The organism is Massilia sp. S19_KUP03_FR1, from assembly GCF_036688685.1.
Taxonomy (GTDB): domain Bacteria; phylum Pseudomonadota; class Gammaproteobacteria; order Burkholderiales; family Burkholderiaceae_D; genus JALYUM01.
Map to the genome: position 1 here is coordinate 22,964 of NZ_JAQQPS010000031.1, position 24,539 is coordinate 47,502.

20 protein-coding genes are annotated in these 24,539 nt (G+C 61.5%); 14 read left to right on the top strand and 6 right to left on the bottom strand.

Annotated features, from left to right (window positions below; genetic code table 11):
* The first annotated feature begins 308 nt into the window (after positions 1-308).
* The 7 genes from V6M87_RS24890 to V6M87_RS24920 all read left to right on the top strand — a co-directional run bounded on the left by V6M87_RS24890 (position 309) and on the right by V6M87_RS24920 (position 10,453).
* Complete coding sequence (locus V6M87_RS24890; RefSeq protein ID WP_332879370.1) at positions 309-1,382, top strand: HAMP domain-containing protein; 1,074 nt, start codon at positions 309-311, stop codon at positions 1,380-1,382.
* Between the two features lie 21 nt (positions 1,383-1,403).
* Positions 1,404-2,033: a hypothetical protein gene (locus V6M87_RS24895; RefSeq protein WP_332879371.1), complete on the top strand. Its 630-nt coding sequence runs from the start codon at positions 1,404-1,406 to the stop codon at positions 2,031-2,033.
* A 396-nt stretch (positions 2,034-2,429) separates the two neighbouring features.
* Positions 2,430-3,113, top strand: coding sequence for a RibD family protein (locus tag V6M87_RS24900; RefSeq protein ID WP_332879372.1), 684 nt, complete (start codon positions 2,430-2,432; stop codon positions 3,111-3,113).
* Between the two features lie 157 nt (positions 3,114-3,270).
* The gene (locus tag V6M87_RS24905) at positions 3,271-4,761 is read left to right on the top strand and encodes a vanadium-dependent haloperoxidase (RefSeq protein WP_332879373.1); all 1,491 of its coding nucleotides are present in this window, start codon (positions 3,271-3,273) and stop codon (positions 4,759-4,761) included.
* 342 nt (positions 4,762-5,103) lie between these two features.
* Positions 5,104-6,306 carry a serine hydrolase domain-containing protein gene (locus tag V6M87_RS24910; protein WP_332879374.1) on the top strand — a complete coding sequence of 401 codons (1,203 nt, stop codon included), beginning with the start codon at positions 5,104-5,106 and terminating at the stop codon, positions 6,304-6,306.
* A 691-nt stretch (positions 6,307-6,997) separates the two neighbouring features.
* Positions 6,998-8,575: a hypothetical protein gene (locus V6M87_RS24915; RefSeq protein ID WP_332879375.1), complete on the top strand. Its 1,578-nt coding sequence runs from the start codon at positions 6,998-7,000 to the stop codon at positions 8,573-8,575.
* Between the two features lie 213 nt (positions 8,576-8,788).
* Positions 8,789-10,453: a hypothetical protein gene (locus V6M87_RS24920; protein WP_332879376.1), complete on the top strand. Its 1,665-nt coding sequence runs from the start codon at positions 8,789-8,791 to the stop codon at positions 10,451-10,453.
* Positions 10,454-10,642: 189 nt separating this feature from the next.
* Here the strand turns inward: V6M87_RS24920 and V6M87_RS24925 are convergent, their stop codons facing one another.
* Genes V6M87_RS24925 through V6M87_RS24935 form a run of 3 tightly spaced genes read right to left on the bottom strand, consistent with a single transcriptional unit; the run spans position 10,643 to position 13,666 of the window.
* Positions 10,643-11,902 carry an NAD(P)/FAD-dependent oxidoreductase gene (locus V6M87_RS24925; protein ID WP_332879377.1) on the bottom strand — a complete coding sequence of 420 codons (1,260 nt, stop codon included), beginning with the start codon at positions 11,900-11,902 and terminating at the stop codon, positions 10,643-10,645.
* A gap of 2 nt (positions 11,903-11,904) precedes the next feature.
* Positions 11,905-12,861 (bottom strand): quinoprotein relay system zinc metallohydrolase 2, encoded by a 957-nt coding sequence (locus V6M87_RS24930; RefSeq protein WP_332879378.1) that lies wholly within the window; start codon positions 12,859-12,861, stop codon positions 11,905-11,907.
* A complete protein-coding gene (locus V6M87_RS24935; RefSeq protein WP_332879379.1) occupies positions 12,848-13,666 on the bottom strand; it encodes a quinoprotein dehydrogenase-associated SoxYZ-like carrier in 819 nt (272 codons plus the stop codon). Before V6M87_RS24935 ends, V6M87_RS24930 begins: the two co-directional genes overlap by 14 nt.
* Positions 13,667-13,987: 321 nt before the next feature.
* Between V6M87_RS24935 and V6M87_RS24940 the strand changes: the two genes are divergently transcribed.
* The 5 genes from V6M87_RS24940 to V6M87_RS24960 all read left to right on the top strand — a co-directional run bounded on the left by V6M87_RS24940 (position 13,988) and on the right by V6M87_RS24960 (position 18,787).
* Positions 13,988-14,179 (top strand): hypothetical protein, encoded by a 192-nt coding sequence (locus V6M87_RS24940; protein WP_332879380.1) that lies wholly within the window; start codon positions 13,988-13,990, stop codon positions 14,177-14,179.
* Positions 14,180-14,625: 446 nt separating this feature from the next.
* Complete coding sequence (locus V6M87_RS24945; RefSeq protein WP_332879381.1) at positions 14,626-16,275, top strand: methyl-accepting chemotaxis protein; 1,650 nt, start codon at positions 14,626-14,628, stop codon at positions 16,273-16,275.
* Positions 16,276-16,636: 361 nt separating this feature from the next.
* Positions 16,637-17,140, top strand: coding sequence for an SIR2 family protein (locus tag V6M87_RS24950; protein ID WP_332879382.1), 504 nt, complete (start codon positions 16,637-16,639; stop codon positions 17,138-17,140).
* Positions 17,141-17,443: 303 nt separating this feature from the next.
* Positions 17,444-17,785, top strand: coding sequence for a DUF5713 family protein (locus V6M87_RS24955; RefSeq protein ID WP_332879383.1), 342 nt, complete (start codon positions 17,444-17,446; stop codon positions 17,783-17,785).
* A 312-nt stretch (positions 17,786-18,097) separates the two neighbouring features.
* Complete coding sequence (locus V6M87_RS24960; protein ID WP_332879384.1) at positions 18,098-18,787, top strand: hypothetical protein; 690 nt, start codon at positions 18,098-18,100, stop codon at positions 18,785-18,787.
* A 139-nt stretch (positions 18,788-18,926) separates the two neighbouring features.
* Here V6M87_RS24960 and V6M87_RS24965 read toward each other — a convergent pair whose 3' ends face one another.
* Positions 18,927-19,709 carry an SDR family oxidoreductase gene (locus V6M87_RS24965; RefSeq protein WP_332879385.1) on the bottom strand — a complete coding sequence of 261 codons (783 nt, stop codon included), beginning with the start codon at positions 19,707-19,709 and terminating at the stop codon, positions 18,927-18,929.
* Complete coding sequence (locus V6M87_RS24970; RefSeq protein ID WP_332879386.1) at positions 19,706-20,032, bottom strand: nuclear transport factor 2 family protein; 327 nt, start codon at positions 20,030-20,032, stop codon at positions 19,706-19,708. Before V6M87_RS24970 ends, V6M87_RS24965 begins: the two co-directional genes overlap by 4 nt.
* 143 nt (positions 20,033-20,175) lie before the next feature.
* Between V6M87_RS24970 and V6M87_RS24975 the strand changes: the two genes are divergently transcribed.
* The gene (locus V6M87_RS24975; RefSeq protein ID WP_332879387.1) at positions 20,176-21,102 is read left to right on the top strand and encodes a LysR family transcriptional regulator; all 927 of its coding nucleotides are present in this window, start codon (positions 20,176-20,178) and stop codon (positions 21,100-21,102) included.
* 267 nt (positions 21,103-21,369) lie between these two features.
* On the top strand, positions 21,370-21,990 hold the full coding sequence (locus V6M87_RS24980) for a hypothetical protein (protein ID WP_332879388.1): 621 nt from the start codon (positions 21,370-21,372) through the stop codon (positions 21,988-21,990).
* Between the two features lie 345 nt (positions 21,991-22,335).
* On the opposite strand, the gene V6M87_RS24985 is transcribed toward V6M87_RS24980, so the two are convergent.
* The gene (locus tag V6M87_RS24985) at positions 22,336-24,513 is read right to left on the bottom strand and encodes a hybrid sensor histidine kinase/response regulator (protein ID WP_332879389.1); all 2,178 of its coding nucleotides are present in this window, start codon (positions 24,511-24,513) and stop codon (positions 22,336-22,338) included.
* Positions 24,514-24,539 lie beyond the last annotated feature (26 nt).

Genomic DNA, 24,539 nt, shown 5'->3' on the forward strand with positions numbered 1-24,539 from the left:
ATACGCGAAATTTATTGCCTGCTCAAAATACTAACATGGCACGAGAAGCCATCGATCGATGGCCGTGAACTTGCCTGTTTTTTTCAGAACAGATCCTTTGGGCAGGCGCGACCGTACACGCCTTACAACACCTAAGTAGTATTACTTATTTCTACCAAGAATCGCGGTATAATTAATTGCTCAATTGCAATTTTGTAAGGTATGTTGCGCGTTTCAACCCAGCGTGGCTGGCGCGCCAGGGCGAGTATTCGTCGCCCACCTGCCGTCGTTCCGAGAATGACTTCCTGTCCTTTACCGCGAAACGCATTATGACTTCTAAATTTACCCTGAATATCTTCCACAAAGTGGTCGCAACCCTGTTGGCGGTAACGCTAATACCGCTGTGTACGCTTTGGTATGTCAGCAACAATACGGCAGAGCGTGAACTGAGTACGAATATCTTCCAGAACCTGGTCGCGACCATGGATATCACGTCAGCGCGCATCAATGGTTGGGACGACAGTAATCTGCGCGTATTACGCCAGGCCGGCCGCCTGAACGACATCAACGGCATGAAAAGCGATCGCCAGGTGCCGGTATTGACCGCGATCGGCCAGGCCTACGATTCTTACCTGGTCTTCACGATTGCGCCTGATGGTAGCAACATTGCCCGCAATGATGGCGGCGCTCTGGTCAGTTATGCCGACCGCAGCTATTTCAAGGACGTCATGAAGGGCGCGCCGGTCGGGCGCCAGGTCGTGATCAGCAAAACCACCGGCAGGCCCTCACTGCTGCTGGGCAGTCCGATCCGCAGTGACGAAAACAAGTTAATCGGTGTGATTGCCATGGGTTTGAACCTGGGCGATATCTCGCAAGCGGTGGCCGATGTGCGCGTGGGCGAAACCGGCCACGCGATCTTGCTTGACGCCACCAACAAGGTCATCGCCCACGGCGACGCACAAAAGGTAAAAACCGCGTTGCAAGACTTCAGTGCCCACAGCGCGCTGAAAACGGCTGGCATCACCGATGGCCCGACCGCCTACAGACATGATGGCAAGGAAATGATCGGTTACATGCGCAAGCTGCCCCAGGGCTGGACCTTGCTGGTGGAACAGGACTACGACGAAGCCTTCGCGCCGCTGGCCCAGATGAAAAAGGAAGGACGCCTGCTGATCATCATCACGATTGCCCTGGTGGCTGCCATCGCGTACATGCTGGGCAAGGCGCTGACCCGCCCGATCAACGAATTGACCATCATCGCCGACAAGCTGAGCAAGGGCGACTTCGACGTCAACCTGACCCAGGTCGAGCGCGGCGACGAGATCGGCTCACTGGCGCGCGCGATCGAACGGCTTGGCATCAGCATCAAGATGGCCATGGACCGACTGCGCAGCAAGTCTTGAGAATAACCAGGAGCTATCGATATGGCACAAGCCGAATTCACGCCTCTTCCTTCCCTGGTTGCGCAGATCGCCAATCTGTGCGGTCAGCGCCAGACCGGTACCGTGATGCTGGTCAGCGATGACAACCGCATGGGCCAGATTCATCTGCGCGCCGGCGAAATCGTGTTTGTCATGTGCCGCGGCCGGCGCGGACGCGATGCCCTCGGTATCATGCGTACCATGCATGCCGCGCGCCTGAGTTTTGTCGCGGGCGCGATCGACGCGGCCGAAGCCATCGAATGGGCCAGCAAGACCGTGCTCGACTACCTGAACGGCCTGTTGCCCGACTTGCCCGGGCAGGGCGATGCGGCCCCTGGCGCGCCGCCCGGTGTGGCGGGTACGGCGGCTGTTGCCACCAAGCCGGTTGCGGCTGTGGCTGCAGCGGCGCCGCCGCAGCCCGTCACGGCGGTCGCCGTGACGCCGGCTACCAAGGCGATGTTCGAGAAAGTCATGCTGACGTATATCGGACCGATGGCGCAAATCGTCTGCGGCGACCATTTCGCCACCGCCACCGATGCACGCGCCTTGACCGTGGCGCTGGCGACGGAAATTCCGGGTGCTGCGAATCAAGCCAGGTTCAAGGCGGAAATTGCCAAATTGCTCAACTTGTGAAGGGCCGGGCAACCGGAGAAAATTAGTCCGAGAAAATTGCCCGCGTTCCTGGTGGCCGACATGATCCCATGTCGGCCCTTCGTTTTTGGCGCCACGCCATTCCCTTCAGCACCTCGTCCCAAATCTGCCGCACCCACTTATCAGCGTCCGTGACGTCGACTGGGCAGAACCCGCGGTTAGATACAGACGCATCGCCAAAGAAAATGATGTCATCGTGATATGCTCGATCCAACAGTCGAGCAGATGTTGGCCTGATCCTGCGCACACCTGCGCACAACTTCCTTTCATGTTCACGAGATTTAAAGCCAGACACTGCGCGCGTGGCGTGCGCAATCCGCAGTAAATATCCCTTTTGATTGACGAGCGATTTGTGCATGTCTCGTTTTGGAGAATTTGATGAAACCCTATGTTATCTGTCACATGATGTCGTCCATCGACGGGCACGCGCTCACCGATGGCTGGGACCGGCCGTTCAAGAAAACTGCCGGAGAGCTGTATGAAAAGCTGGCCGAAACCTTCGCATTCGATGGTTGGATTTGCGGCCGCACCACCATGGAAGAAATTGCCCATGGCGACGACTATCCAAAAGGTCTGGCCACGGCGCCCATCCCGCGCACCCCCTATTTCGCCAAGCGTGATGCAGCGCGCTACGCGATCGCCATCGATGGTCATGGCAAGGTTGCCTGGAAGAGCAACCAGGCGCTCGACTCCCACGTGGTCGCGGTCGTCACGGAAGCGGTGTCGGACGACTATCTGGCCTATCTGCAGTCGATTCAAGTTTCCTATTTCTTTGGAGGCAAAACGGACATCGATCTGGCCCAGGTGGTGCAGACCTTGGCCGATGAGCTGGGCACGCGGCGACTGATCGTTGAAGGCGGTCCTCACGTCAGCGGCTCCTTTGTCAATGCCGGCCTGGTCGATGAAATCAGCGTCCTGATTTTGCCGCTGATCGACGGGCGTGGCGACCATCCCGCGTCGTTTGAAATTGCCCGGGAGCGCTGGACGCAGCCGAGTTATCTGACACTCGCCTCTGCAGAGGTCCAGGATGGCGGCGGCGTGTGGCTGCGTTATAAGCGGTAACGGTCGGCACCGGCAGAGCAGGGTGCCAGGTTCGGCAATCCGGCCTTTCTGAGCTTATTGCGCGACCTGTTGTCGACGCCTGTTTGCTTGCGACGACGCAAACGCGGCAGCCCTGCAGCCGTCAAATAATGATGCTTCTGATCAGACGGGAGCAGCCATGGAACGGCGTATTTTTCTCAAGCTGGGCGCGGGCGCGGCAATTGGCAGCGTATTGGCTGCATGCGGCGGTGGCGGGGACGTTTCGACCAGTGAGCCTCGCGCGCAGTCCACCCGCCTGAAAGTGGTCAGCGGCTGGACCAATCTCGCCTTGCAGGCTGTACGCACCGTCAAGCCAGGTCCGCCGATGGCGGCGCGTTCGCTCGCCATTCTGGCCACCTGCATGTACAACGCCTGGTGCCAATACGATGCGCTGGCGCGGCCCACCAGGCCAGGCCAGCCACGGCGCCCCGTGGCCGAGCGCAGTGACGCCAACAAGGCGATGGCCATCAGCTACGCCGCCCACGCCGCGCTGGTCGACCAGTTCCCCACCGAACAGGCGGCGTTCGACGCCTACCTTGCCAGCCTGAATGTCAGCCAGGGCAGCACCGATGGCGGGACGCCTGCCGCGCTCGGGCTGGCCGCGGCCCGCGCCGAGCTCGATGTTTGCCATGCCGACGGCGCCAACCAGCTGGGCAACCTGACGCCCGGCGCCGTGCCATATGCAGACTACACCGGCTACGTGCCGAAAAACCCGGCCATGATCGTCAGCGCCCCCACGCCGCGCGAGCTGATCCCCGCACCTGGTCACTGGCAACCGTTGACCTACACCGACGCCGCCGGCGTGGTGCGCACGCCGCTCTTCACGGGCGCCGCCTGGTCCCACGTCACGCCGTTCGCGCTGGCGTCCAGCGACCAGTTGCGGCCTGCGCCGCCGCCAGCGTTTGGCAGCGCTTTGTACGAGGCCCAGGTACGCCACATCGTCGAACTGCAGGCATCTCTCACCGACGAGCAGAAAGTGATTGCTGAATACTGGGCCGACGGCCCCAATTCCGAACTGCCGCCCGGACACTGGCTGTTGTTCGCCCTGTACGTGTCGGAACGCGACCGCCATACCGACGACGACGAAATCAAGCTGCTGTTTGCCCTGTCCAACGCCTTGTCCGACGCTGCCGTCGCCGCCTGGGACGCCAAGCGCGCCTACGATTCGGTACGCCCGATCAGCGCCGTGCGCTACCTGCTGCACGGCCAGACCATCCCCGGCTATGGACCGCTGGGTCCGTCAGGGGGCTTGCGCCAGATCCAGGGCGAGTCCTGGATCCCCTATCAGCCGATGACGTTTCCGACGCCCGCTTTCCCCGAACACGTTTCCGGTCACAGCGCCTTCAGCGCCGCCGCAGCGCAGGTCTTGCGCAGTTTTACCGGCAGCGACCTGTTCGGCGCTTCCTTTACCAAGGCCGCGCGCTCGATGGCCATCGAGACCGGCGCGCCGCAAGCCGAGGTCGTGTTGCAGTGGCCAACTTTCAGCGCGGCCGCCGCGCAGGCAGGTTTGTCGCGCATCTATGGCGGCATCCACTTCGATTCCGGCAACACCGCTGGACAGACCCTCGGCCAGCAAGTGGGAAGGCAGGCGTTTGCCAGGGCGCAGGCGCTGTGGCTGGGCAATGTATGAGGCAATGCAAGCATGCACAGCGAATCAGGGAGGACCTGCGTTTGCGCTGGCGATCGAAGCTGTTGATCCGCAGGTTTTCAGCATCTGGGACAGGGAGCAAATCCGTCAACTTGCCATCGCTCTGACTCGTCGTTCAGTTTGCTGTCAGAGTTTTGCCCACTGCGCCGCGAGTTAGGCAGACGCTTGCCGGGGTGCCCTTTAGCCAAGCCGAAGCTTGGCCTCCTTACACTCGGCAGCATGCGGTCCCGCTGCGGTGTCGATTTCCACGTCATCGGCGGCGCATCAAGGCAGCCCGCCGGGCAAGCCGATGCCTGGCCGCCTTGTAAAAAAGGCAAAAACCCCATGCATTCCCTATCCAGGCCGATCTGGTGCGCGCGTCCGCGCCGCGCCCTCGCGGTGCTTTTCGTGTCCATGACGGCGCTGCTCAATGCCTGTGGCGGCGCCAGCGCCAGCGGCCAGGCTGCAGCGATCGACTGCCCCGTGGCGCAACAGGCCGCCGGCGCCGTCGATTGCGTCATGCGCCAGTTCATGGCGTCCAGCGGCGTGACTGCCGCCACCATCGCCATCGTCCACCATGACCAGCTGCTGCTGGAGCAGGGCTACGGCCACCAGGATGCGGCTGCGACCATCGCGCTGCCGGCCAACGCCCTGATGCTCACGGCCAGTATCGTCAAACCGGTCACGGCCGCCGCCATTCAGCGCCTGGCCAGCGCCGGCAAGCTGGCCTTGAGCGACCATGCGTTTTGCAATGGCCGCAACGCCCCCTGCTGGCTGGCAGCCGGCCTGACCGGCGCCGGCGCCGATGCGCGCGCCGCCGACATCACCATCCTGCACTTGCTGTCGATGACGGCCGGATTCGATCCCGCCGTGTCGGGCGATCCGATCACCCAGGAGGCCGCCATCCGGCAAAGCCTGCGACTGTCGGCGCCACCGCAGCGCACCGATATCATCGGCTACCGCATGGCGCGCGCGCTCGACTTCGCACCAGGCGCACGCTATGCGTATGCCAATTTCAGCTATCTGGTGCTGGGACAGATTATCGAGCAAGCGTCCGGCATGGGGTACGTCGCTTACGTGAACGAGGCCGTGTTCCAGCCGCTGGGCGTGGCCGGCGCCGATTTCCGGGGCGCCGCGTCACTGATCAAGGACCATGACCCGCGCGAACCGAACTATATTTGCTCCGAGACCGGGGCCAGTACCTTCGTGCCGGGCGCCACTGTCAAGGCCAACGATGGCGTCATCCACGCACCCAACTGGGTCTCGGTGGGATTTGCGCTGACGACCGCCAAAGCCATGGCGCAGTTTGGCGCACGCTACCAGATCTGGGGCGGCGACGCCGCCGAACTGCCCACCGCCGGCACCGGCACACTCTTGCGCGCGCCGCTCGACCAGTTCGCTTTCGGTAAATTATGCGGCAGCCAGACCATCCTGCGACAGCGCCGCTCCGGCGCCAGCTACGCGGTGCTGCTAAATAAATCCGATGGTTTCGAGGCCGCCACCCTGATGGTGGCGCTCGACCGGGTCCTGGACCAGCTGCAGCGCTAGCCTGTCGGGCGCGATGCCGAGGCGCCCAAGGCGGCGCCGTTGGCCGCCAAGTGGGAAGGCAGGCGTTTGCCAAGGCGCAGGCGCTGTGACTGGACGCTTGCGATGCGCTCGCCTGCCGATCCCATGCACGCCACTCGCTGCTGCCGGGTACGTCGCGCGCGACATAAAAACACATCAGGGTCGACTGACTCGATGGGCCCACTCCCGTCGAGGTGAACAATATGGTTGTGACAGTCGGGTAAATACAACACGCCATTGGCAATGCTGTATCTCGAATTGCCGCCAATATGTGCAATTTTCTTAATATTCAATTCCTTGATTGGGTTGAATAAAATCCTTGTTCTATATTATTCATACCTGCTTCGTGAAGAACGTGCCCGACGAATCGCCCGTTGCCGCGTTCCTGAGGAAAAAAATCTTCACTTTCCCAATTCAGGCGTTTTATCAGTTTGCCACCATTTTATATGATTTTTATAATCATGAAAATTAAACCATCCAGAAATATATTTGACACCGCTATCCACTGAACATAAGATTTTCGCCATCTGATTTATTACATCAGTATTCCCAGCGCTGATCCGCGACGAAAGCGCCGAGTCGGCGAAATCTCCAACACCAATCAAATCAAATCATGGCGCAGCGTTTTTATTCAAGCGAAAAATATCAACCAGTCCTGTTTAACCGGCCTGGTTTGACAGCCTTACTGCTGTCGTCAGCGTTGCTCGCTGCCTGCGGCGGCGGCTCGGGATCGACGACGCCAGGTGCAGTGGCCACCACCCCTGCCGCAACGCCGGCGACTGGCACGACCACCGGGGCGACGACGCCAACCGGGACCTCCACTGGCACGGGCACGGGCACGCCTGCAACCTCGCCTGCCACCACACCGGCCACGACACCGGCCACCACGCCCGCCACCACACCCGGCGTGTTCGGCGTGACATCGACTGTCATTGCGCCCGGCAACGGCGGCAAGCTGTTCAGCGTCAAAGCCAACTTTTTCGACGATGGTTTTATTCCCGCCAATCCGGTATCGAATTACGGTTTCCCGAATCCGATCATTACCTACGCGAACACCGACGGCAGCGTCGATGTTGCCTGGCTTGACTATGCGGGAACCGCTGGCCGCAACGCCGGCGGCTTGAGCACGCCCCACGCAATCAATATCACCCACGTCAATCCCGACCTGAGCACCGGCACCACCACCAGCACCGGCATACTCACCTACAAGCTGCTGGGATTTACCCGGGACAGCGCCGGCGCGTATTACATTGCCTATAACGCCGACCACCCTTTCAAGAATGCCGTCGCGGGCAACGTGAATAACGTCAACGGCAATATGCTGAAGGTGGCCAAGTCGGCCAGCGCCAGTTTTGCCACGCCGCTCTGGGATACCTTGCTGTTCGGCGACAAAGACAACACCGCAGATGGCAGCAAGGGTAATCCGGGCGCAGCCGGTGGTGGCGTACTCGCTTACGATGCGGCTGGCCAGAAGTTGCTGATCTATGTGGCGCACCAGATGGCATGGGGATTGAATGGCACGCGCCACCAGGCCGGCTACCTGCGCTATGTCGACCCGGTATCGGGCAAGCCGATTGCCCCCGGCGGCGCCAGCGACTTCATGGGCTCAGGCTGGCTGTATTCGCACAATTTCAACCAGCGCTTGCTGATCGACAACGGCACTGCCTACCTGCTGGCGCACGGCGACGCTTACGCGCGCCAATTGGGCTTCCTGGCCTATTCCTACGCCAGCTATGCAAAGAACGATCGCACGCTGTTCGACCAATCCTATCTGGCAATCGACGGTACCCAGGGTGACAACGCCACCAATGCGCAGACCGGTCAATTCATCAAACTGGCGAATGGCACGTTCGCCATGGTGCACACCACCAGCCAGGCGCGCGCGGCACGTGATGTGCGCATCGTGCTGGCGAGCGGCACCGATGGCACCACCAAAACGAGTGCCTGGCTGACCACCAATGGTGCTGGCGTCCAGGCCATCACGCCGAAACTTGAAGCGGTCGGTGACAACATCCTGGTGACGTATGGACTGTGGAAATCGGCCGACCGCACCAACAAGGTCATCGAGTGGCACCTCGTCCTGCTCGACGCCAACCTGAAACTGCTGGCCAGTTACTTGCCGACCGGCGTGGAATTCACGGCCGACGCGCCCTTGATCCGGTTCGGTGGCGGCCCGAATGCGGGACGTGTCGGCTGGATTTCCGGCAACGATGCCGGCACACTCAGCGTGAATCTCATCGGCACGCCGTAGACCTGATAAAACGGACAAGCCTGTTTTCCGGTACGGGGAGCGGGCTGGACGCCGCCATGCATGCGGGCGCGGTGAATGATCCGTTTGGTGCAGCCATGGATCGACGCGCGCGCAGTATCAGGCCGGCTGTTTCAACACGTTGCCATGTGATAGCATCGACGCCATTCGAGGATCTGGACAAGCCGCGATCCCGCCGTGTCAAGGAGCCCCTTCATGCGCACATTCCGCGTTATCGCGGCATCCCTTCTGATCCTGGCCGCGCCGCTTGCTGCCGCAGTGCAGGACCAGGCGGACCATCATCACGCTGCGCCTGAAACGCTCGGCACCGTCGACTTTCGCACCTCATGCAAGAGCACGATCCGGCCTGACTTCAATCGTGCCGTGGCCCTGATGCACTCGTTCCAGTTCGGGCCAGCCAGCGACGGCTTTCGCAGCGTGCTGCGGCGCGACCCCGATTGTGCGATGGCGTATTGGGGCATCGCGCTGTCGAGCTGGAGCAATCCGTTCGCAGGCTACAAATCACCCGCCCAACTGGCGCAGGGACTTGCGGCAGTCGACGCCGGCCGGGCCGCTGCCGCGCGCACTGCGCGCGAACGCGCCTATCTCGACGCCGTGGCGCATCTGTATGTCGACAGTGCACGCATCCGCCAGCCAGCCCGGGTAGCCGCCTATGAAACGGCGATGGCCAAGGTGAGCACCGACTTTCCGGACGACACCGAGGCGCGTATTTTCTACGCGCTGGCCCTGGCCGCGGCGGCCGACCCGGCCGACAAGACCTACGCGAAGCAGCGCAAGGCCGGTGCCATGCTCGAGGCGCTGTTCGTCCGCTTTCCCCACCATCCGGGGCTGGCGCATTACATCATCCACGCCTACGACGAACCCGAACTGGCCGCGCGCGCCGCGGCGGCAGCGCGCCGCTATGGCGACATCGCCCCGTCGACGCCGCATGCTTTGCACATGCCGTCGCACACCTTTACGCGCATCGGCGACTGGCAGGCCTCGATCGCGACCAATCTGGCATCGGCAGAATCGGCCCGCCGGGCGGGCCAACCGGCCGACGAACTCCATGCCAGCGACTACATGGTGTATGCCTATCTGCAGAGCGCGCAGGACGGGGCGGCCAGGAAACTCGTCAGCGCGGCGGAGGCGACGTTTCAGCGCTTCGATCCAGCCCATGCAAGCGGGGCGGCGCCTGCCTCGGCAGCATTTTTTGCCTATGCCGCCATTCCGGCGCGGTTTTGCCTGGAGCGACGCGACTGGGCCGCGGCGATCGCACTGAAAGCGCGCCCAAGCCCGTTTCCCTACGCCGATGCCATCACGATTTTTACGCAAGGACTCGGCGCCGCGCATCTGAAAAACGCCGCCATCGCCGAGCAATCGATTGCCGCGCTTGCCGACTTGCGCGACCGGCTGCGCGCGGCGAACGACAGTTACTGGGCCGACCAGGTCGAGATCCAAGGGCTGGAAGTGGCGGCGCAATGGGCCGTGGCGCGCGGTGACATTGCCCGCGGGCGCGCATTGCTGCTGCGGGCGGCGGCGATGGAAGATGTCACGGAACTGGCCTCGATCACGCCGGGGCCGTTCGTGCCGGCGCGCGAGATGCTGGGTGAACTCTTGCTGGAAGCCACCCAGCCGCAACTGGCGCTGGCAGAATTCAAGTCGACGCTGGCCCGCCAACCTCACCGGTTCTGGTCGCTGTACGGCGCCGCGAAAGCAGCCGGGCTGGCCGGGGATCCAGAGGCCGCACGCACCTATTTTGAGCAACTGCTGGCCATCGCGCCCCGTGCCGACCTGCCGCGCCGCGCGGCGCTGATCGAGGCTGCCAGCGTCGTCGCTGGCGCACGCCATCCAGCCGGGGAAGGGCGGACTGCCAGGTAGTTGCGCCGGGGCGGCTTACAAGTGCTAGTTCGGCCGGCAGAATTGGGGCGGCAGGTCCATACAGTGCGGTTAGTTCTCATTAGGAACAGCAGTTCGTGCGTGTGCGAGCCCACGCCGGCTGCAGCAACGACGTAATTGTCGCTTTGTCCTCTGGCGAAGGTCGCGTCGGCGCCGACCTGTTCCCGCCATTTAAGTGAGCACGTCGGCCCAGATCTGGCGCGCCCACGCATCCGCGTCCGCGCCTTCTTCGGCCGAACGTTGCGCCGACAGGAAGCTCTCACCTTGCGCCTGCATGCTTTTTTTCGCCGCGTCGTAGTGGTACAAGGTCGATATATGCATCGCCTGCCGATCGTCGACAAAGCTGTAGCAGGTGTTGGCAAAGGCCGGCGCCGGGTCGGGCGCCTGCCCCTGCATCAGGGAGACGATGGCACGCGCGCATATCTTTGCCTGGGCATTGGCCATGTGGGCCGACTTGGGCAAGCCGGCATCGATGGCGTCGCCAATCACGTGCACACGTGGCAGCACCTTCGATGCATAGCTGAGAAAGTCGACCTCGCACCAGCGCCCGTCGACGTTGGCCAGGCCGGCCGCTTGCGCCAGCTGGCCGGCCCGCTGCGGTGGAATGATATTCAATACATCGGATGCGACGCGCTCGAACGCGGTCGTGACAAGCCTGGTCGCAACATCGACATGTTGCACCTCGCTGCCCGGCACATACTCGATCATGCCCGGATACAGTTCGCGAAAGGCGCGCTCGAACAGGGCGCGTTTCGAGGTGATGACGGGATTGGCATCGAGCACCATGACCTTGGAACGCGGCTTGTGCGTTTTCAGGTAGAACGCCACCTGGCAGGCGCGCTCGTAGGGTGCCGGCGGACAGCGGTAGGGCAGCAATGGCAGCGCGATGGTGAACACGCCGCCGTCGGGCATATCCAATAACTGACGTTGCAACAGACGCGTTTGCGGGCCCGCTTTCCAGGCATGGGGAATCTGTTCCTGCGCGCCGGCCAGCGCCGGCCAGGCGTCGTACATAAAATCGATGCCTGGGGCGACAATCAGGCGGTCATACAACAATGGTTTGCCGGCCACCACGATGCGCGACTTGTCGGCATCGATCGCCGTCACGCTGCCAGTCATGCGCTTGACGCCATGGTGGCGCGCAAGCGTATCGTAGCCGAACGTGATTTGTTCAAGCGTCCTTTGCGCGCCCAGCACGCGGTTGCTGACCGGGCAGGAAATAAAATCGGCACGCTGATCGACCAGGATGACGTTGATGCGTCCACCGCTGAGCAGCCGCAGATACTTTGCTGCCGTGGCCCCGCCGAAGCCCGCGCCGACCACGACCACGCGCCCCAGGCTGGCAGCGCGTGCAATGTCCCTGCCTGGCGCTGCCAGCGCGGGCCAGGCCGGGCCGCTCAAGGCCAGTTCGAGGAAGGTCCGCCTGCGCATCCTTACTCCCATTCCAGAAGCGGAAACAGCAGATTCACATTGCGCCGGTTGACGACATCGAACAGCTGCCAGCGCGTGCGTTCGCTGGCGGCCGCCGTGGTCATGGTCGCGGTCATGGTGTCGCCGCGACGTATGCTGGCACGCACATCGCGCAGCAGGGTAGACAGATAGTCCGCCTGCCGCTCCAGCGCCTGATTTTTATCCCGGGTGACGGGTCCATGCCCGGGGACGACCACGGCGGCAGGCAGCTGTTTCAATTGTTGGGTGGCAGTGAGCCATCCCTTGACGTCGCCGTCGATGGACGGGGTGCGCTCGATGAACAGCAAATCACCGGTAAACAACGTGCCGCTTGCATTGTCGAACACGGTGAGATCGTTGTCCGTATGCGCGCCTGGCCAGGCAGTCAGTTCCAGCTTGCGCTGGCCGAGATCGAGGGTGAGGTGGTCTTGCACGGTCTGGCCTGGCGCAAGCAGCACACTTTTTGCGGCGCCTTTTCCCAGTTGCATGGTCAGGTTGCGCAGATAGGCGTCACGGCGCGCGGCCAGTGCGCCCGGCAGCCGCGCGTGTCCGATCAATTGCGGCTGAACCCCGGCGCCATCGGCGTGCGAAAAGGCGGCATTGCCGAACACATGATCAGGATGTCCATGTGTGTTGATGACATAGCGCACGGGAAGCTGCGTGATGGTGCGCAGTGCATCGTTGAGGGCCATGCCCACCGCGTAGGAGCCACCCGTGTCGATGACGGCGACCGCCTCGGTGCCAATGATAAAACCGAGATTGGCGATGTCGCCGTCGTAGCCATCCTCGAAATCCTTGTGCTGGCCGATGTGCACATACACGCCCGGCGCCACCTGGTCGACATGCAGGGGCGCTGCGACCAGCGGCACGCAGATGCTTGCGGCCAGCAGCAACAAGAGCGCGCTCAGGCGCAGCGGGCATACCCCGTCAGCCACCGACATCGATCGCCTGGCGGAAGGTGGCGCCGGTATTGTCCTGCAAGACCACGGTCAGCGCGCCGGGCCGGTCGGCGACGAAGCCGAATTCGAGGGTCGGATTTTCACTGAGGCCGATCGAGGTGTCCGCCACCAGGACCTGCCTGCCGTTGTACGACACGCTGACCTGTTGAATGAAATACGCAGGCCGGAAACCATTGGTGGTGAGGTTGCGCTGCAAGCCGGTGTACATCGGATGCCTGATCAGCAGCCTGGCCTTGTTGATCGCGCCAACCTTTGACGGCCCGGTCAGCGCCATCTTCATTTTGCCCGCCGCCGCCATGACGGCCGGATCGTCGCCCGCGATGCTGCCGCCGCAACCGCCCGAGGCCTTGACGGTCACCGTGCTGACATACAGTTTGCCGTCGTTCGACTCGGCGACGACGTGTACCGGCGAATCCGTATCAAAGCGGATTCGGGTGGACATTTCCGCCTTGCCGCTTTCCGGCGTGAAGTGGAATACCGCCGTCACCGGCACCGGGTTGGCGTCGACCAGCACGGTTACCGCCTTGATGTAACTGGTCGCCGTCATCGGGTGATCGATGCTGAAAGCAAACGGCACCTGGTCGCCGCTGGCTGCGCGCGTGGGGGCGCTGATGTGGATGAATGGGGCGGGTTCGAGCTGTTTGCCGGGGAAGTATGACGCTTGCAATGCCGGCCATGGGGCAGGGACGGCTTGTGCTATTGCCGCGAGCGGGCAAGCCGACAGGGCCAGCACTGTGAGGGCGGCGTAACAGCACGCGCAACGCGCACCGGATAGACGATTTTGCATCAGATCCACCTTACCTTTTCATGCCGAAAAATCACGATAACCGAAAAGATAGTCGCGCTGCGTTAGCTCCCTGTCAAGCTGATTCAGGAACGACGACGCCGATCGGCCGAACGCCTGCGGTGCTGGCCATGACCCGAGATTGACACTGTCATCTCTGCGCGGCGAACGAGTTCCTGTCTGAAGTCAGTTAATAATCATCGTGTTGTGCCAGAAAAAAACACGCGAAAATTTACAGCGGGGGAGACCATGATTTCCTATCTCAGCACTGAGGCGCCACCCTTCCGGACGGCATCTGCCTAGCTTGTCAAAGAATACGCTTGCATGGCGAAGCGTATCGATCTTGTCGAGCGCTACAACCTGGTGGCAGGCCCGCCAGGTATGGCCGTGGCGCGGGTGCAGTACGAATTCATCCACGATCGTATGGCACCGCAGGAGTTGGTCGATTTCGTTGGCGTTTGCGAGGCCTTGATCGAGGCGTTCAGAAAGAACAAGGCGCAATATCACGCGCGGTAAATCCTCTTTATCAGACTGGTTGTCCCCTGATGCTCGGACACTGAGCCAATGCGCGGCGCCCAATTGCTAATCGTGCGAGGCCGTCAAATACAGGGTGCGTTGAGTCAACAGCAAGCATGTCGACCTGCCTTTGGCACGTGCCGTTTCGTGGTCTGCAGCGTTCAGTCGTCCCCATGCGTCCTACAATGTGGCAGAAGCGAACGCAATCCCTGCCCTTTGTTGCGCACTGTCGCAGTGGGGAGCGCTGGCACGGACCCCTGGCCCTTCATTGATTTTCGTCGGTCGACCGGATGAATGGTGGGCGAATTTGAACATTCCCGACTACCTGATGTAGAGTATCCAAAGTTTCCGAAGAAATATAAAACCCGGAGATTGCGTGGCCGCGCGAGCTGGCATAGACCAGCCGCGCTGCTATTTATTCGCATCAATTAAAACATGAGACATGCATGAAAAACTTGAAGACGCGCGCGCGCCTGGGGCTGGCCTTTGGTGTTGTGCTGGTGCTGATGCTATTGGTCACCACGATCGGCATCTGGCGCCTGGCCACGGTGGCGCAAGCCACACGCAATATGACGCAGACTCCGCTGGCCAAGGAGCGCATGATCAGCGACTGGTACCAGGCGATCAGCACGGGCATCACCCGCACGACAGCGATTGCAAAGAGTTCCGACCTGAGCCTGCAGGCGTATTTCGAGCCTGCCGCGCTGGCATCGGCAACGAGCACGACGCGCCTGCAGGAGGAGATCGGCAAGCTGGTGGCAAGCGCCGAGGAAAAGCGCCTGTTCACAGAAATTGGCGCCGATCGCGATGCCTACCATACCGCTGGCGCGGCAATCGTGCAGCTGCGCACCGAGGGCAAGTTGTTCCAGGCACGCAATATGTTCGAGAAGACGTTTTTACCGGTCGCGGCGAGTTACCAGGGCCGTGTACAGAAGCTGCTGGACCTGCAGCGCGCGCACATCAACAGTACGGCTGACGACATCGACGCCATCTACCGCTCAAGCCGCACCTTTCTTCTTCTGCTCAGTGGCGTCGCCCTGGCGGCCGGCGTCGCTGCTGCCGTGCTGCTGGCGCGCAATCTGCTGCGCCAGCTGGGCGGCGAGCCGGAGTTCGCCACGCGCGTGGCCGAGCGTATCGCCGCTGGCGACCTGTGCGGCGACATCCGGGTCGCGCACGGCGACACCAGCAGCCTGCTGTTCGCCATGAAAGGCATGCGCGACAGCCTCTCGACTATCGTCGCACAGGTGCGCGGCGGCACCGACATCATCGCGGCCGCGTCGCAGGAAAATGCCCGCGGCAACCAGAACCTGTCTAACCGTACCGAACAGCAAGCGGCCAGCCTGGAGGAGACCGCCGCCTCGATGGAAGAGCTGACCGCCACTGTGCGCCAGAGCGCCGACCATGCGCAGCAGGCCAGCCAGATGGCGACCCTGGCGTCGTCGGTCGCTGTCAGGGGAGGCAGCGTGGTCGGCCAGGTGATGAGCACGATGGACGAGATCAGCACCGCGTCGCGCAAGATCGTCGACATTACCGGCGTCATCGACGGTATCGCGTTCCAGACCAATATACTGGCGCTGAACGCGGCGGTGGAAGCGGCGCGTGCCGGCGAACAGGGACGCGGCTTTGCCGTGGTCGCCTCCGAGGTGCGCAACCTGGCCCAGCGCTCGGCCACGGCGGCGCGCGAAATCAAGTCGCTCATCGACGCTTCCGTCGCGCGCGTCGATGCCGGCGGAAAGCTTGTCAAGGAAGCCGGCACGACGATGGAAGAAGTCGTCGGCAGCATCCAGCAAGTGACGGTCATCATGGCCGACATTCTCAACGCCAGCCGTGAACAAAGCGCGGGCATCGACGGCGTTACCCGTTCGATCAGCGAGATCGACCATGTCACCCAGCAAAACGCCGCGCTGGTGGTTGACGCGGCCGCTGTCGCCGACAAGCTGCAGGCCCAGGCCGGCGCACTGGCCGAGACAGTCAGCCTGTTCAAGCTGGACGCTGGCTTCGAGACAAATGCCGCACCGACGCGCGCCGCCGTGCGCCGCGCGCCCGCCGGTGCGCTGCCACTGGCGGGGTGGGGCGCAAGCCCAGGCCGCGTTTGACGCAGCGCTGCGCCAGGCAGGGCTTGCTGCCTGGCGGGGGTGAGTCAGGCGCCCGCCAATTCAGCGGTTCCGTGCCGTGTCTGTGGCTTGGTTCTTGCCAATAGCCGGTACTGAAGGGGGCCGTGAAAATTCGTCGCGCTTGGAAGCAATGGGAGAGGGGCATCAATGTTGGCGGCGACGCGTCGCATCAATGCTGAAATCAGATTGGAGAAAAATTGAGTATGTCCCCATCCATGCCCATCGTATCTTTCATGCCACATACAAATATTCTACGAATTACTGAAGCTTGTTGATTTATTAATTTTCCCGTGGCAGGGTGGCATCATAGAAATTTCTTTCGGATTGTTGATAGTTATCATGAATGACTATCCCGTTTTTTCCAAAACCATTTTTAGATGATCTCGTACAGGGCCGGTGCTTACCGTTTATCGGCGCCGACTTTTCTTTAAATGCGGCAGTTCCAGCAGGCAAGAAAATGCTAGATTGGGATGGTCTAGGGCTTAGCGCAGCGGATTCGTTGCCAGAATATCAATACGCCACCGCGCTTGAAGCGCTATCAGCTTACAATCACGAATACTCGCGCGTAAAACTTGGAGAGTTTATGTCGGAAGCGCTGCTTGTGAGCTCAATCCAACCATCGCGGACACATGAGGCATTTTTCCGTCTACCGTTTGAAAAAGTTATTACAACTAATTTTGACTTCTTGCTCGAGCAAGCGTATTCGCGAATAAACAAATATTGTACTCCGCAGATTTCAGAAGAACAGTTGTCAGTTGGGAATTCTAATGCAGGTTTACACCTCTTAAAACTTCATGGTGATTTACACCATCCTAATCGGTTAGTCGTTACTTGTAGCGACTCGTAGGATCATGTACCCACAATCCAACACGGTATCGTCATTAGTGCAGCTGCGTCGGTCGCTAGCGATGAGCTTGTGTCGGATTGTTGGCACTGACCCTCACGCCCCAGAAGATAACGGCGAAAGCAGAAGGTTAGAAAGCACACGGTCAGTCCTGCAGCTGCTGGGTTGCATGGCGGTTCAGGGCATGGTGCGGCATTCCACCATTGTTGAATGAATTTCAGGGGCGCGTGTCGCGCTTTCAGGGCAGAGTGCTATCATCCGCGGAGGGTCATACCCACCACGTTCATCCATTGGAAAAGAGTCGCCATGTCCATTCAGAACCCGAACCTCAAAGAGTATGATTTCCTACGCGGCATGTACAACGATGGGTATTTCCCCGATTTCCTCGTCGACAAAATCAAAACCATTCTGATTGCACTGTGCGAAGAGATCGGACAGGTGAATCCGCAAAGCGAGGCAGCGCTATTGACAATCACGCATGCAGCGACGGTACAAATCAATGCGCTCGAAGGAGAGTTTGATGAAAACAACAGCGAACTGGAGACTGAGGCGCGCGAAGTCATGGGCGCTGATTTTGAATATATTGTCCGGACTTACGGTTTCGCCGATGTCGACATTGAAGACGTGATTGCACCGAGAGAGTGGTAATTTTTTGTTAAATGTCGCGCCTTGCTCAGCTCGCGCCGAACGGCCGCATCGCCATTAGCCTGAGCGTGTTTGCGGGGGAGTGGAGCCACGGGGTCAGTGCCCACAATCAAACACGGTCTCGTCGTTAGGGCAGCTGCGACAGTCGCTAGCGATGAGCTTGTGTTGGGTTGTGGGCACTGACCCCGGCGCCCGTGTAGTTTTTAAATCTGATTCATACTTTGGTGACTAGAAATGTATGTACACTGTGCATTCACATCTTTCCCTGTTCGAGCATGCATTTTTAAAAATTATCTTATGCAAACACGAATCCGAATGGCTACGCGTATTCTTGTGGGCTTGGGACTTGCTGGGATGGCGGGATTGTCAAATTCGCAAGTAACTGACATTCCTGACATCAGCGCTGAGGCGTTGTCTATCATCGGGCGTGAACTAGAATGTGGCCGCCCGGCGGTGCCAAATGCCATTCTCGGGTGCGAGATTCTTGCGCAGTTTTCAGCCGCAGGCAGCCCTGACCAAAAGAACTTTAAAATAAGTACCGTCGCCGGCCGCAGGCGCTGGATAGGGGTAACTGTCATCTCGGACAAATCGAGTCAGCCCCGCGAAGCCTTTCAAACCAGCTCACCCTTCCAGGTATTGGTCGTATTGGGCGAGCGTTATAGCAGTAATTTCCATAAGAAGTTGTACTTCGAAAACGGCTTTGGATATTCCTATATCTGGCCGCAGAATGGTCGACAGGTCGCGATGATCGAGTCGGCCGCTCAATCTCTCTTGCGGGGAGAGTTCGATCCGAATAACGCGGTAATGCCGTTTGCAAAGCAAGTCGACCTTCGAATTGATCCAGCGCGGCCTTCAACTGGAAAATCACTCATCTTAGGTGACCCCCATTTATTTTTGCGCCAGAGCGGAGGTAATTTTTACCTGATCGAGCTTGGTTCAAGCAAGGAAGGAGATAAATATTATTTATCTCGTATCCGCCTTGATGCGTTGATCAAACAGATGTAAATGATGCACGGGGTCTAACAAACATACATCGATTCGTTTGCGCTATCGGAGCGCTGGAGTGGGAAACAGGCGAGCTTATGTTTGCTAGACCTGACCCTCGGCCCCGCGGCCGGCCCAATGGTCTGCGGAACGGCTAGCGTCAGGCGACTGGCACGGTACCGCCGTCGATCAGATATTCGGCACCGGTGATGGCGGCGGCTTTGTCCGACACCAGAAGGGCGATCAGGTCAGCGACCTCCTGCGGCCGGGTGGGACGGCCCAGCGGGATGCCGCCGAGCGACTGCATGATGATTTTTTTGCCGCCCTCGTAGTCGGTGCCGACCTGCCGTGCGAGACGCTGGGCCAGTTCGACTGCGCCGTCCGTCTCCACCCAGCCCGGCGCGACCCGCATAACGCGCACGCCATGGGGCGCCACTTCTTTCGACAGGCTCTTGCTGTAGGTCGACAGGGCCGCCTTGGCTGCCGCGTAGGCGGTGGTCGACTCGGGCAGCGGCATGTGGTGCTGTATGGAGGTGACGTGGATGACGACACCGGCGCCTTGCGCGACCATCGATGGCAGCACGGCGCGGTCGAGCCGCACCGCGGCCATCAGATTCTGATCGAGCGCGCGCGTCCATTCGCCGTCATCGAGCGCCGCAAACCCGCCACCCGGGGCGCTCGATCCGCCGACGACGTGGACCACGATATCGATGCCGCCCAGGGTGGCGAAGGCCACCTGGGCAAACGCGCTGCAACCGGCCGCAGTCGACAGGTCGGCGATCGTGAAATGCACGCCGTCGGGCAAGGACGTCGGCACCGAACGGGCGCCCGTGATGACCGTGGCGCCGGCCTCCCGCAGCTTCGCCACCACCGCCGCGCCGATGCCCTTGGTGCCGCCGGTCACCACGGCGCGGCAGCCGTGCAGTGGGGGACGGGTACTCATGGCGCAATCTCCAGGCTGGCAATCTTGTCGCCGTTGACGACGAAGGCGTAGCGCAGGTCGACCGGACTACCGGGAAAGTTGCCGACCAGTTGACTGGTGACGACCGTCTTTCCATCGCGCTGCTCGGCCGCAAACGGCTGGCAGGTGTAAGTGAATTTCTTCGACGCGGCCTCATGCCATTGCTTGATGGCGGCAGTGCCGTGATGGGCCTTGCCTTCGTCCGTAACGACGGCGCTGCCGCTGAAGCAGTCGCTGACGTCCTCGCCGTCACGGCTGTGCGCAAGGAAAAACGCGGCGATTGGCTGGGGTAAATGCAGGGTCATGGTGGTGTCTCCTTCGAGGGTAAGCGAAGACGGCGTGTCGTATTGGCGATGAAAACCATCATATGCCCCGAGACTATAGAAATTAAGGTGATGATGGTACATTCGCTTTGTCCCTAAAGTTCACAATAAACCTCTCACGCGCCATGATAGATACCTCGTTCGATGGCCTCAAATCCTTTCTGGCCGTCGCTGAACTGCACAGTTTCACGGCCGCCGCCGCGCGCCTGGGCGTGACGACCACGGCCGTCAGCAAGGCGGTCAAATTGCTCGAGTTGCGCCACGACGTGGTGTTATTCCAGCGCACCACGCGCCACGTCGCCTTGACCGAGGCCGGCGCCAGCCTGGCGGCCAGCCTGCGCGGCGCAGTCGAGCAGGTCGAGGCCTCGTTCGAGGCCTTGCACGCCACGCGCGGGCGCCCGACGGGGACCTTGCGCCTGACCATGCCGCGTGCCCTGGGAGCCTTGCTGATCTTGCCACTGAGCGTGCGCTACCGGCTCGCCTGTCCGGACGTCGCACTCGACATATCGCTCGACGACAGCGCAGTCGACCTGGTGGCGGCCGGCTTCGACGCCGGCATCCGGTTGGGCCAGGCCGTCGCCCAGGACATGGTGGCGGTGCGCCTGACGCCCGAGTTGCGCTGGTCGGTGGTGGGCGCGCCTGCCTATTTTGCGCATGCCGGGCGCCCCGGCACGCCGGAGGATCTGACCAGGCACGACACCATTGGCTATCGTTTCCTCGCCTCCGGTGCCTTACACCGCTGGGCATTCCAGCGTGACGGGCACACGTTCCAGGTCGAGACGGCCGGCAAGCTGGTGGCCAATGACACGGGCCTGATCCGGAGTTTCGCGCTTGCCGGCCTGGGCTTGGCCTACCTGCCCGACATGGAGGTCGGCGCCGACATCGCAGCGGGCCACCTCGAACGCGTGGTGCAGGCGTTCGTGCCGTCAACGAGCGGCCTGTTCTTGTATTTTCCAGTGCGAACGCAACAGCAGCCGAAACTGCGCGCGTTCATCGACACTGCGGTCGCTGAAGCGGCGGCTTTGTCGAGTCCTGCACTTTTTTCGGAATAGCGGTTCGCGTCCGCTCACTGGAATAAGTTCGTCAGCACCGTCGGTGCCTCTCATCGCCAAACGAGTCGCCGTTCGACGCAAATTTGTTAGCAAGAAGGCTTGCCGTTCAAGACGGTAACGCCCCAATGGTTCCCGCTCCATCAGCGTGATTCTCCGCCCATCCTCATTAGACGCAACAGGAAGTTTTCCGGGCTAAAATATTTCTCTTGCGCAAATATGTAACCGTCAGTAGTGTGGTGTTGACCCCTATCCGCCAAGGACAATTTCATGATCACACGACGACATTTCATCCTGGCGACCGCCGGCAGCGCGGCCGGCTGCGCGTCAAAGGGGGTCTCGCCCCCAAGTTATGTCGAGATTTTCTCCCACCTCGCCATCACACCGAGCGGCGACGTCATGGCCGTGGTCGGCAGGAAATACGACTATGTGTTCAAGCCGCCCCAAACGTTGGTAGCGGCCTTGCACTCTCCCTTGCGCAATCAGCTGAGTGCCCAGTTCCGCACCTTCGAACTTGACACGCCGTCGCATATCACCGGCCGATGGGAGCTGAATTACCGGGAAAGCGACGATGGTGGCGCCGGCAAGGCACAGGCGCTCGCACTCGGTTTTGTCGAGCGCGAGCGCGGCTTCCATGTCCTCAAGGGCGCGATCGACGGCACGCGTTTCAAGAAGAATAGTGCGCCGAGCATCGGTGGGAGCGAAGCCACCAACCGGCCCTACCAGGTCACGGTTCGGGCGATGAATGACTCCGCCCGCGGAAGCCTGGATCCTTCTCCAATCAGGACGCGCATGCAAGGCGGTGACGTGCTAATTGTCGTCGGGATCGTCGTATTGCTCTCGCTGGCCACCCTATTGACCGGAAAATCGGCTTGCATCACCTGCAAATAAACACGCAGTGGGCTCGGCCTACCTCAAAACCCAGGCCACGTTGTCAGACCCACAGCTGAGGGTTTTACACAAATAGATAAGCGCGTTGACACATCACGCTCGGGCACACAAAATCCACCGGATCGTTTATTACTCGGCTTGATGGTCACCCGGCACGCTGGCGCGTGCGAGAGGCAGCAGCGCCCCAACTCGTAGGCGGGCCACGTGGTCAGTGCCCACAATCCAACACGGTCTCGTCGTTAGGGCAATGGCTACGACGGTCGCTAGCGCTGAGCTTGTGTTGGATTGTGTGCACTGACCCAAAACGCCTGAACGCTATGGCTGAAAAAGGGCGCAAGCTGAAGATCAGCCCGCGAGGCTGGCGATGAGCTGCGGGAAATTTGCCGGCTTGACGAAATGCGCATCGAAGCCGGCTGCGAAGGCGCGCTGCCGATCCACTTCCAGTCCGTAACCGGTGAGCGCCACCAGGCGAAGGTTCGCGGTCAGCGGGTTGGCGCGCAGCGCACCGGCGACCTGGTAGCCATCCATGCCCGGCAAGCCGATGTCGACGATCACGGCGCAGAGCGGCTGCTGGCCCGCCAGTGCGATGCCGTCAACGCCGTTGGCCGCTTCAAGCGTGGTGTAGCCGGCCGCCGCCAGGTTGGCAACCGTCATGGTGCGCACTTCTTCGTTGTCATCGATGATGAGCACGGTGCCCGTGTGATGCGAGACGTCGGTGACGAACGCTTCGCGGGCGGCAAGGTCGGTGCGCGCCAACGTTCGCGGCAGGCACAGCGTGAAGGTGCTGCCTTTGCCCACGCCCTCGCTGGCCGCTTCGATCGTGCCGTCGTGCAGCTCGACGAGCTGGTGCACCAGCGACAGGCCGATGCCCAGGCCGCCTTGCGGCCGGTCGATCGTCACATTGCCCTGGACGAAAATGTCGAACAGGCGCGGCATCAACTCCGGCGCAATGCCGACACCCGTGTCGCGTACCTCCAGGCAGGCGTGGGTGGCAGTGGCGGTTACGGCGATGTCGATGTTGCCGCCCTCCGGCGTGTATTTCAGCGCATTGCCGACCAGGTTGGTGACCACCTGTTCGATCCGGGTGCGGTCGCCCTGCACCCAAGCTTCCTCGCCTTGAAACGTGAGGCTGTGCGAGACCACGCCGGCCAGGCCACGCGCGTCGAGCACGCTTTGCACCAGCGCGCTCAGCTCGATCCGCTGCAAGTGCAGGGTCACCTTGCCGCGCGACAGGCGCGCGAGGTCAAGCAAATCGTCGACGATATGGGTCAGATGCTTGCTCTGGCTGATCAGGATCTGGGTGGCGCGTTCGGTCATCGCCGCCGTCGCGTTCTTCAGGCGTAAAAGCTGGGCCGCACCAACGATGCCCGACAGCGGATTGCGCAGTTCGTGGCTCAGCATGGCCAAAAACTCGTCCTTGGTGCGATTTTCCTGCTCGGCGATGCGTCGCGCAGTCTGCTCGCGCCCCAGCAAGGCCCGCCGCGCCGCTTCGGACTGCGCCAGTTGCTTGCCGCTCTCGCTGATGGCCTCGTACAGTTGGTCAACCTCGACGATGCCCCCTTGATACGTGCGCTCGGGCACGCCGGCGCCGAGCGCCGTGGCGGCACGCGCCGCACCAGAGAGCGAGCGAATCAGGCGACGCCCGAACAGAAAGGCCGCTGCGCCGGCAATGCACAGCGCAACCAGAAAGCCCGTGGCGACCATTGCCACGGCGCGCCGTGCCGCGCCTTCGACGACGCTGGCGGGCGAGCTGACCACCACCGGCCATCCCGACATGCTTGAGCGCGTAAAAGCAAAATACGAGTCGACACCATCGCCGTTGCGCATGCGCACGTGGCCTTGCTCGAATTTCTGCGTCGCGCTCACCAGTTCGGCGCTGGCGCTCTGCCCGAGCTTGCCCGGGTGGCGCAAATTGGCAATGAAGTGGCCGGAGCGGTCGAGAATGACCAGCGTCAGCGGTGCGGGCAAGGGGCGCCGCGCGATCAGTTTGAGGAAATAATCGGGGGCAAACGCGGATGCCAGCACGAAGCGCCGCCCCCCGTCGAGCGGTACCGGCACATTGATCGTCGTTACGGGCGCGTCATTGGCACCGCCCCTGATCACGTCCGATACCACCGTGCTTTGCATGTCAATGACAAGACCGATGCGCTGGCGCACGGAATCGGGCTGCGGATCGGGCTTGGCGCCGGCCGGTATCCGCGTGCTGAGTATCTGTTGGCCTTCTGCGTCGTACAGCACCGTGCGCCCGCCGACGCCCCGGTCGGCAGTGCGCGCGTGCTCATAAAAATCGGCCATGTCGCCGCTCGACAGATTGGGCGAACGGGCCAGCACGCGCAATGCCGCTTCCGCGCTACTGAGTTCGCGGTCTACCAGCAGGGCCGACGCCACCACGGTCTCGTCGAGGCTGCGCAAGGCGGTCTCGCGTTCGGACCGCAGCAGAATCTGCAGGGCGAAGGCGGCGAAGACGGCGATCGGCACAATGATCGCCACTGCCATGAGCAGAAGGTAAGAACGAATTTTCATAACAGGACGGTCGTGCTGCCGGTGGT